Source organism: Curtobacterium sp. NPDC086286, from assembly GCF_044746255.1.
Classification (GTDB): Bacteria; Actinomycetota; Actinomycetes; order Actinomycetales; family Microbacteriaceae; genus Curtobacterium.
In genome coordinates, this window is record NZ_JBIVBW010000005.1 from 180,465 (window position 1) to 189,722 (window position 9,258).

Annotated in this window: 9 protein-coding genes and 1 pseudogene; 2 read left to right on the forward strand and 8 right to left on the reverse strand. The window is 71.7% G+C overall.

Features of this window, described 5'->3' with window-relative positions:
* Positions 1-9: 9 nt before the first annotated feature.
* The gene (locus ACIPKM_RS11010; protein ID WP_402736725.1) at positions 10-630 is read left to right on the forward strand and encodes an isochorismatase family protein; all 621 of its coding nucleotides are present in this window, start codon (positions 10-12) and stop codon (positions 628-630) included.
* Between the two features lie 37 nt (positions 631-667).
* On the opposite strand, the gene ACIPKM_RS11015 is transcribed toward ACIPKM_RS11010, so the two are convergent.
* From ACIPKM_RS11015 to ACIPKM_RS11050, 8 genes and pseudogenes are all read right to left on the reverse strand, one after another.
* Positions 668-2,488, reverse strand: coding sequence for an ABC transporter ATP-binding protein (locus ACIPKM_RS11015; protein WP_070418422.1), 1,821 nt, complete (start codon positions 2,486-2,488; stop codon positions 668-670).
* Between the two features lie 7 nt (positions 2,489-2,495).
* The gene (locus tag ACIPKM_RS11020) at positions 2,496-2,711 is read right to left on the reverse strand and encodes a hypothetical protein (protein WP_022907338.1); all 216 of its coding nucleotides are present in this window, start codon (positions 2,709-2,711) and stop codon (positions 2,496-2,498) included.
* 108 nt (positions 2,712-2,819) lie between these two features.
* Positions 2,820-4,232 (reverse strand): MFS transporter, encoded by a 1,413-nt coding sequence (locus ACIPKM_RS11025; protein ID WP_070418423.1) that lies wholly within the window; start codon positions 4,230-4,232, stop codon positions 2,820-2,822.
* 211 nt (positions 4,233-4,443) lie between these two features.
* Positions 4,444-5,070, reverse strand: a pseudogene (gene ribA, locus ACIPKM_RS11030) (GTP cyclohydrolase II); the annotation flags it as partial.
* A 29-nt stretch (positions 5,071-5,099) separates the two neighbouring features.
* Entirely contained in the window at positions 5,100-6,152 is a 1,053-nt protein-coding gene (gene ribD, locus ACIPKM_RS11035) for a bifunctional diaminohydroxyphosphoribosylaminopyrimidine deaminase/5-amino-6-(5-phosphoribosylamino)uracil reductase RibD (RefSeq protein WP_402736780.1), read from the reverse strand.
* Positions 6,153-6,242: 90 nt separating this feature from the next.
* A complete protein-coding gene (locus tag ACIPKM_RS11040) occupies positions 6,243-6,812 on the reverse strand; it encodes a GNAT family N-acetyltransferase (RefSeq protein WP_402736726.1) in 570 nt (189 codons plus the stop codon).
* Between the two features lie 32 nt (positions 6,813-6,844).
* Positions 6,845-7,855 carry a tryptophan--tRNA ligase gene (trpS, locus tag ACIPKM_RS11045; RefSeq protein WP_070418426.1) on the reverse strand — a complete coding sequence of 337 codons (1,011 nt, stop codon included), beginning with the start codon at positions 7,853-7,855 and terminating at the stop codon, positions 6,845-6,847.
* Positions 7,856-7,892: 37 nt separating this feature from the next.
* Complete coding sequence (locus ACIPKM_RS11050) at positions 7,893-8,735, reverse strand: exodeoxyribonuclease III (protein WP_071296540.1); 843 nt, start codon at positions 8,733-8,735, stop codon at positions 7,893-7,895.
* A 56-nt stretch (positions 8,736-8,791) separates the two neighbouring features.
* On the opposite strand from ACIPKM_RS11050, the gene ACIPKM_RS11055 reads away from it, so the two are divergent.
* On the forward strand, positions 8,792-9,127 hold the full coding sequence (locus ACIPKM_RS11055; RefSeq protein ID WP_071296538.1) for a hypothetical protein: 336 nt from the start codon (positions 8,792-8,794) through the stop codon (positions 9,125-9,127).
* Positions 9,128-9,258 lie beyond the last annotated feature (131 nt).

Sequence of the window (9,258 nt, forward strand, 5' to 3'; positions counted from 1 at the left end):
GATGGACCCATGTCCAGGGCACTCCTCGTCGTCGACGTCCAGAACGACTTTACCGAGGGCGGTGCCCTCGGTGTGACCGGCGGGGACGACCTCGCGCGACGCATCACCGCGTTCCTCGGTCGGCACGCCGACGAGTACGACCTCATCGTCGGGTCGCGCGACTGGCACCACGGCGACGACGACAACGGCGGCCACTTCGCCGGTCCCGAGGGTCCGGACTACGAGACGACCTGGCCGGTGCACTGCGTCGCCGGGACCTCGGGGGCCGAGTACCACCCGCGGCTCGACACCGCTCCGATCGACGTGCACGTCTTCAAGGGGCAGGGCACGCCGGACTACTCGGCGTTCCAGGCGCGCACCGAGGACGGCGTCCCGCTGCCCGAGGTCCTCGCCGAGCGCCGCGTCGTGACGATCGACGTGGTCGGCATCGCCACCGACCACTGCGTGCGCGCCTCGGCGCTCGACGCCCGGGCTGCGGGATACGACGTCGCGGTCTACGACGACCTGGTGGTCGGGGTGGACGACGCCCGGAGTGCGCGGGCGCTCGACGAGATCCGCGCCGCAGGTGGGCACGTCGACCACAGCGACATGGACGAGGGACTGGCGAACCCCGGCGGGGCACTCCTCTGACCTCGGCGCGCCGTCGACCGACCGCTGCCGCGCCGGCTCAGACGAGCAGCTGGTGCTTCGCCAGGTCGCGGTAGAGCGGCGTCGACTCGACGAGCTCCGAGTGGGTCCCGACGCCGACGACCCGGCCGTGCTCGAGCACGACGATCACGTCCGAGTCCACCACCGTGGACAGTCGGTGCGCGATCACGAGCAGCGTGCGGTCCTCGGCCACGGCGTCGATCGCGAGGCGCATCTTCTGCTCGTTGACACCGTCGAGCGACGAGGTGGACTCGTCGAGCAGCAGGATCGGCGGAGCGGCGAGGAGTGCCCGTGCGATCGCGAGCCGCTGCCGTTCACCGCCGGAGAGCATGACGCCGTCCTCGCCGACCTGGGCGTCGAGGCCGCGGGGGTCGCGGTGCAGGACCTCGCCGAGGTTGACGGCCTCGAGCACGCGGACGCAGTCGTCCTCGGTGGCGTCCGGTGACCCGAGCAGCAGGTTCGCCCGGATCGTGCCGGCGAGCACCGGAGCGTCCTGTTCGACGTACCCGATCTGCGCGCGGAGCTCGGCGCGGTCGAGGCCACGGACGTCGACGCCGCCGAGCCGGATGACGCCGTCGGTCGGGTCGTAGAACCGTTCGATGAGGGCGAGCGTGGTCGACTTCCCCGCGCCGGACGGACCCACGAGTGCGACCCGCGATCCGCGGGGGACCCGGAAGGACACGTCGTGCAGCACCACGTCGTCGGAGGCGGTGTCGTCGTCGACGGCCGGCTCGGCGCCGTCCGCACCGGAGGCCTGGGCCGGACGCGCGTACCGGAACGACACGTGTTCGAAGGCGATCGCGTCGTCGCTCTCCACCGCGGCGGCGACGCGGACGGCCTGGTCGTCCTGCGCCTCGGTCGGGAGGTGCAGGATCTCCTCGATCCGGCCGAGCGCACCGAGCGCCTGGGCGACGGCGACGGCAGCGCCCATGGCCTGGCCGAGCGGCATGATCATCATGAAGAGCAGCAGGATGAACGTGATGAGCGTCGCGATCGTGATGGTGCCGGCTGCGACCTGCGCACCACCGACGCCGAGGACGGCGATGAACGCGACCTGCATGACGATGCTCGCGACGGGGACGACGAACGCCGACATCCGCGCGATGTCGAGGCCACGACGGTAGGCCTCGGTCGCGTGGCCGTCGACCTCGTGCACCTCGCGCTCGGTGGCACCGGCGGCACGGATCGTGCGGACGGCACCGATGCCGCGTTCGACCGCCGCGGTGAGGTCGCCGACCTTCTCCTGCGCGCGCTTCGACGCGACGCGGATGCGGCGGCTGAGCCCGCCGACGACGACGATCGCGACGAGCACGATGACGACGACGATGCCGAGGAGCAGCGGGTCGATGACGGCCATCGCGATGATGGCGCCGATGAACGTCAGGGCGCCGCCGATCGACTCGATGAGGCCCTGCGTCAGCACGGCGCGCAGCAGTGTCGTGTCGCTGCCGACGCGGGAGACGAGGTCGCCGGTGCGGCGCGTGTCGAACTCGGAGATCGGCAGGTTGAGGATGCGAGCGATGAGCTTCCGCCGGGTGGACAGGACGACGCCTTCACCCGCGCGCTGCAGCAGGAAGTGCTGCACACCGTTGAGGACGCCCGCGACGATGACGAGTCCGACGAGCAGCCAGACGAGGGTGCTCAGGGTGTTGCCGTGCTGGACGGCGGTGATGACCTGGTTGACGAGCAGCGGCTGCGCGAGGGACGCACCGGCACCGAGGACGCTCAGCACGATGATGACGACCATCGCGGGCTTGTTCTCGAACAGGTAGCTCAGTAGTCGGCCGAACGTGGCGCGGGGACCGTCGGTCTTCTTGGGTCTGGCGAAGGGGGAGCTCATCGTGTTCCTAGTTTCTGCCGTACTTCTTGTGCACTGCCTGGCGGCTGACGCCGAGCAGCGTCGCGATCTCCTGCCACGAGGCGCCGGCGTTCCGGGCACGTCGGGCGGCGAGTTCCTCGGTCCGGTCGAGCTCACGACGGAGTTCGCGCACGCTGGCGAGGGCGGAGAACGGGTCGTCTCCGGCTGCGCCGGCGGCGAGGCTCGTGATGGTCGGTCGGTCCACGCGTGTCAACCTACATTGACGCACCGACGGATGTCAACCCGGGTTGACGACGGACGGGAGGCGCGGTGCCAGCCGGCACCGCGCCTCCCGTCTGTGCAGGGGGTCGCGTCAGGCGCGCGCGTCCACCGGTGCTGCGTCCGGTTCACCGGCGGTGTCCGCCGCGTCGAGCGCGGCGCTCTTCGTCTCGCGGATGAAGAACAGGGCGACGAGCGTCACGACCGCGGCGATCGTGAGGTACAGCCCGACCAGGAAGATGTTGCCGTCCGGCTGCCACAGCGCGAGCGCGATGGTCGGTGCGAGCGAGGCGCCGAGGATCGACGCGACGTTGTAGGCGATCGCCGAGCCCGTGTAGCGCACGTTCGTCGGGAAGAGCTCCGGCAGCAGGGCGCCCATCGGACCGAACGTCAGGCCCATCAGCGACAGTCCCACGATCAGGAACGTCACCACCGTGATCGGACCGGTCGACGCGGCGAACCAGAACTGGAACGTCAGGCCGAAGAGCGCGATGCCGATCGTGGTCGGGATGAGCGTGCGACGACGACCGAACTTGTCGGCGAGGATGCCTGCGATCGGCGTGAAGATGCCGAAGAACACGACGCCGATCATGAGCAGCGTGAGGAACTCGCCACGGGTGTAGCCGAGGCCGATCTTCGGGACGAGGGGGCCGGCCTCGGCGCCCGTGGTGCCGTAGGACAGCGTGAACGTCGTCATGAAGTAGAAGAGGACGTAGGTCGCGACCATGCCGAAGGTGCCGACGATCACGGCGCGCCACGAGGTGCGGAACACCCGGCCGAGCGGGACCTTGGCGACCGAACCGGACTCCTGGACGCCACGGAACACCGTGGACTCGACGAGCTTGAACCGCACGTAGAGGCCCACGATCACCAGGACGGCCGACAGCAGGAACGGGAGTCGCCAGCCCCAGGCCTGGAAGTCCGGGTTCGGGGTGCCGTCGGCACCGGCGGGCATCGCCGCGTTGATCGCGATGAACAGGCCGTTGGCGAGCAGGAAGCCGATCGGGGCGCCGAGCTGCGGCATCGAGCCGAACACCCCGCGCTTGCCCTTCGGCGCGTTCTCGGTCGCGAGCAGTGCCGCGCCCGACCACTCGCCACCGAGCCCGACGCCCTGGGCGAAGCGCATCACGGCGAGGAGCACCGGGGCCCAGATGCCGATCGAGTCGAACGTCGGCAGGCAGCCGATGAGGAACGTCGCGGTGCCCATCACGAGCAGGGACGCCACGAGGGTCGCCTTGCGGCCGACGCGGTCGCCGAAGTGGCCGAAGATGATCGACCCGACCGGGCGGGCGAAGAACGCGAGGGCGAACGTGACGAACGAGGACAGCTGCGATGCCGTCGGGTCCTCGTTCGGGAAGAAGAGCGTCGGGAAGACGAGGACCGCGGCGGTCGCGTAGACGTAGAAGTCGTAGAACTCGATGGAGGTGCCGACGAGGCTGGCGATCACGACGCGGGAGCGCGGGTTGCCTGCGGTCTTCGGGGATGCGGGTGCCGGTGCGGCGGACATGGGGTGAGGAGACTCCGTGGATGACGCTCGGGGGAGCGCAGCGGTGTTCCGGACGGCGGACACCGATCGGTTCGCGCGGGGTGGCGCGGGCACTGATCGGGTGCGTTCGGTTCGTGGTGGTGTACCGCTTGTGACGGGGGCCACCATCGTACGACAGATGTCGTGAACCTGCGAATCCGCTGGATCGTGGCCGGGTCGGGCCGGCGCTCGGTCAGGCCAGCGGGCTGCCCGCTTCGAGGTGCGCGGGGAGCTCGTGCCCCATCCGGTCGCGCTTCGTGTCGAGGTACGCCGCGTTCTGCGCGGAGACGCCGACGACCAGCGGCACCAGGCTCTCGACCGTGATGCCGTGCTCCTCGAGCTGGCGACGCTTCTCCGGGTTGTTCGACAGGAGGCGGACGGTGGTGATGCCGAGGTCGGCGAGGATGCCGGCCGCGCCGCCGTACGCCCGCGAGTCGGCGGGGAGGCCGAGCGCGAGGTTCGCGTCGAGCGTGTCGAGGCCGTCCTCCTGCAGGCGGTAGGCCTTGAGCTTGTTGATGAGACCGATGCCGCGGCCCTCCTGCCCGCGGAGGTAGATCACGACGCCGCCCTCGGCCGCGATCGTGTCGAGCGCGGCGTCGAGCTGCGGGCCGCACTCGCACTTGAGGGACCCGAACGCCTCGCCCGTCAGGCACTCCGAGTGCACCCGGACGAGGGCGCCGTCGCGCGGTGCTGCGCCGTCCGGGCCGGTGGCGATGATCGCGACGTGCTCGGCGCTCGTCACGAGGTCGCGGTACGCGCGCATCTCGAACGTGCCGTGCGTGGTCGGGACGTTCGTCGACACCTCGAACTGGACCGGGCTCCCGGGGGTGGGGGAGGTGAGTGCATCGGTCATGTGGTGCTCCGGTCGTTCTGGGGCCCCGCGATCCCGGGCTCGGCCGCCGCCGGCCGGGGTGCGCGGTGGGGTCGTGCTCGGACCAGCAGGTCGGGGCCGAGGCTGGTGGTCGATAGTACGTCCAACCGGCGACGCTCGCCGATGCTTCCCACACCGACGTCACCGAGGGCAACGCGGGGGCCGCCGAGCAGGACGGGCGCGAGGTAGACGAGGTACTCGTCCACCAGACCGGCCGCGATGAGCGCCGAGGCGACGGTGGGCCCGCCCTCGACGAACACCGAGTGCACGCCGTGGTCCCGCAGTGCGTGGAGCGAGGCGGCGAGGTCGTGGCCGGACAGCGTCAGCAGGGCGCGAGGGTGGCGGCGGACCGCGGCGTCGTCGGGGACCGGCCGGTCGCCGAACACCACCGGGACGGGCTGGTCGGCGAGGAGTTCCCCGGCGTCGCCCCGCGCGGTGAGGCTCGGGTCGTCTGCGAGGACCGTGCCCGTCCCGACGAGGATCGCGTCGTGCGCGGCGCGCTGTTCGTGGACGTGCTGGCGTGCGGCCGCACCGGTGATCCACTGGCTCGTGCCGTCGGCCGCCGCGGCCCGGCCGTCGAGGCTCGATGCCCACTTCACCGTCACCCACGGGCGTCCGAGGCGCACCGAGAGGAGCCAGCGCTCGAGGAAGTCCTCGACCTCGTCGGCGAGGACGCCCGAGACGACGTCGACTCCGCCGGACCGGAGTCGCTCGGCACCCCCGTGGGCTGCCGGCCCGGGGTCCTCGACGGCGTACACGACGCGGCCGATCCCCGCTTCGAGCAGGGCGACGGCGCACGGACCGGTGCGTCCGGTGTGGTTGCAGGGTTCGAGGGTGACGACGGCGGTCGCGCCGACCAGGTGTGCGGGGTCGACCTTCGACATCGCGTCGACCTCGGCGTGCGGGGTACCGGCGCCCTTGTGCCAGCCCTCGGCGAGGACCGCTCCGTCGGGGGAGAGGATCACGGCGCCGACGCGGACGTGGTCACCGACCGTGGGGCCGAGGGCCGCGAGCTCGAGGCCGCGGCGCATCGCACGGAGCTCGGCCGGCGAGACCGAGGGGTGCGCTGCGGGGGAGGCCGCGGAGTCCGACGGCCGAGGGGTGACGGTCACGGTCCGAGACTATCCGCGAACGGTCGGTGACGCGTCATCCGGGCGTGCCGTCGTCGTCTCGGCCGGCCACGGCAGGTCGGACGCGGGCGCGCCGTCGGCCCGGCGGAGCCCCTTCCACGCCGTCGTCGGAGCGCCGTCCCGCCCGGGGATGAGCGCGTCGCCGGTACCGGTGAACGAGAACCCCGCGGCACGGGCGACCGAGGCCGAGGCGGTGTTGCCGACGTAGCACTCCCAGTACACGTCCGGCGCACCCTGCGCGAAGGCCCATTCGAGCACGAGGCCGACGGCGTCGTGCATCAGTCCGGCGCCGCGTGCGGAGGGTGCGAGCCAGAAGCCGAGGTCCCGCCGCGCGGTGCGGTACCCGATGATCCCCTCGAGCCAGGTGGACCCCGTCCGACGGATCGCCCAGGTGTACTCGCGGTCGGAGGCCCACCCCGGACCGACGAGCGCGTCGACGAAGGTCGTGGCGTCCCGGGCGGTGTACGGCGTGGGGATCGTCGTCCAGCGCACGATGTCCGGGTCCTGGCAGGCCTCGGTGATCGCCGTCGCGTCCGCCCGGGTGGGCACGTCGAGGTGCACCCGGGCAGACGACAGCGTGACGGGGCGCACGGTCAGCGCCGGGTGCGGGGCACGAAGCCGATGCGCTCGTAGACCTTCGCGAGGGTCTCGGCGGCGATCGACTCGGCACGCTCGGCGCCGACGGCGAGGAGCCGGTCGAGCTCGGCCGGGTCGTCGAGCAGCTCGAGTGTGCGGGCACGCACGGGCTCGAGCTCGGCCACGACGGCGTCGGCGACCTCGCCCTTCAGGTCGCCGTAGCCCTTGCCTTGGAACGACTCCTCGAGCGCGGCGACCGGGGTGCCGGTGAACGCCGAGAGGATCGACAGCAGGTTCGTCACGCCCGGCTTCGCCTGACGGTCGGCCCGGATCTCGCGCTCGGTGTCGGTGACCGCCGAGCGGATCTTCTTCGCGGTGCGCTTCGGGTCGTCGAGCAGGCGGATGAGGCCGTTGTCGGACGCGGCCGACTTGCTCATCTTGCTCGTCGGGTCCTGCAGGTCGTAGATCCGCGCCGTGTCGGTGAGGATCCGGGCCTCCGGTACGACGAACGTGTCGCCGAACCGCGAGTTGAAGCGCCCGGCGAGGTCGCGGGTGAGCTCGACGTGCTGCCGCTGGTCGTCACCGACCGGCACGACCTTCGTGTCGTACAGCAGGATGTCCGCCGCCATCAGGATCGGGTACGTGAAGAGCCCGACCGACGCGGCTTCGGTGCCCTGCCGGGCGGACTTGTCCTTGAACTGGGTCATCCGGCTCGCCTCGCCGAAGCCGGTGAGCGTGTTCAGCACCCACGCGAGCTCGGCGTGCGCCGGGACGTGCGACTGCACGAACAGCGTCGCCTTGGTCGGGTCGATGCCTGAGGCGATGTACTGCGCGGCCGTCGCCCGGGTGTTCGCGCGGAGCTCGGCCGGGTCCTGCGGGGACGTGATCGCGTGCATGTCGACGACGCAGTAGATGGCGTCGTAGTCGTCGAGCAGCGTCCGCCACTGCATGAGCGCGCCGATGTAGTTGCCGAGGTGGAGGGAACCGGCCGAGGGCTGGATGCCCGAGAAGATGCGCGTCTTGGTCATGGTGCTGTCCTGTGCTGGAGAAGTGTGGGGGTGCGGGTCAGAGTTCGTAGTCGACGACCACGGGGGCGTGGTCGGACCATCGCTGGTCGTACGCGGCGGCGCGGTCGACCGTGTACTGCGTGACCTTCGCGGCGAGCTCCGGGGTCGCCATCTGGTAGTCGATCCGCCAGCCCGTGTCGTTGTCGAACGCCTGACCGCGCCACGACCACCACGTGTACGGCCCCTCGACGTCGCCGGCCTGGGCGCGACCGACGTCGACCCAGCCGAGACCGGGCCCGGTGGTGCCGTCGGCGCCCTCGACCTCAGCGCCCTGCTCGCCGAAGAACCGCGAGAAGTAGGCACGCTCACGCGGCAGGAAGCCCGCGCGCTTGACGTTGCCCTTCCAGTTCTTGATGTCCCGCTGGTCGTGCCCGACGTTGAGGTCACCGACGACGACCGCGAGCGGGTTGTGCTCGCGGAGCTTCGGCAGCCGCTCGGTCATCGCGTCGAGGAACTTCCACTTCTCGTCCTGCTTCGGGGTGTCCACCTCGCCCGAGTGCACGTACGTCGAGACGACCGTCACCGTGGTGCCGCCGATCTCGTAGTCGGCCTCGAGCCAGCGCCCGGCGGAGTCGAAGTCGTCCGCACCGAGCGCGACGCGGTGCACGTGCGCGCTGTGGCGGGAGGCGATCGCGACGCCCGCCCGACCCTTCGCGGTGGCGGGGTCGTGCACGATGTCCCACTCGTCGCCGAGGAGCCCGGCGAGGTCGTCGCTCGACGCGCGGACCTCTTGCAGGGCGAGCACGTCGACGTCGCGGGTGGCGAGCCAGTCGCCCATGCCCTTCCGGAACGCGGCACGGATGCCGTTCACGTTGACGGATGCGAGGCGCAGGCGTGTCATGCAGAACACCCTATCGGCGGGTGCCGACACGGCTGCGCCGGTCGTAGGCTCGCGCCGTGACCGTCGTGATGACCGTGGGGGAGCTGCTCGCCGCGTTCCGTCCCGTGGCCGAGCAGATGCTGCGCCCGGACGAGTTCAGGGGAGCAGAGTTCTGGGTGTACAGCGACTGGTCCGAACGACTGCGGCGGGTGGTCGACACCGAGGCCGCCGACGAGGGGATGGCGCTCGCCTGGTCGGTCGCCGGGGACGACGGCGATTCGTGGCTGTGGCTCCGCGACGGGGAACCGGAGATGCTGCTGAAGATCGCCGACGACCTGCAGGACTTCATCGCCGAGAGTGCCTTCGCCTGGGGCGAGCTGCGCCCGATCCCGCCGCTGGGGCAGGAGCAGTAGGGGCGACCGGACGACGGACGGGGGGGGGGGGGGGCGCCGGGGCCCCCCCCCCCCCCCCGCGGGGGGGGGGGGCCCCCCGGGGGGGGGGGCCCCCCCCCGCCCCCCCCGGGCCCCCCCCCCCCCCGGGCCGC

Excerpts from the sequence above, each read along its gene's own strand:
- ribD (WP_402736780.1), bottom strand. The coding sequence starts at position 6,152 with ATGCGCCGCGGCCTCGAGCTCGCGGCCCTCGGCCCCACGGTCGGTGAC.
- ACIPKM_RS11050 (WP_071296540.1), bottom strand. The coding sequence starts at position 8,735 with ATGACACGCCTGCGCCTCGCATCCGTCAACGTGAACGGCATCCGTGCC.
- trpS (WP_070418426.1), bottom strand. The coding sequence starts at position 7,855 with ATGACCAAGACGCGCATCTTCTCGGGCATCCAGCCCTCGGCCGGTTCC.
- ACIPKM_RS11010 (WP_402736725.1), top strand. The coding sequence starts at position 10 with ATGTCCAGGGCACTCCTCGTCGTCGACGTCCAGAACGACTTTACCGAG.
- ACIPKM_RS11015 (WP_070418422.1), bottom strand. The coding sequence starts at position 2,488 with ATGAGCTCCCCCTTCGCCAGACCCAAGAAGACCGACGGTCCCCGCGCC.
- ACIPKM_RS11025 (WP_070418423.1), bottom strand. The coding sequence starts at position 4,232 with ATGTCCGCCGCACCGGCACCCGCATCCCCGAAGACCGCAGGCAACCCG.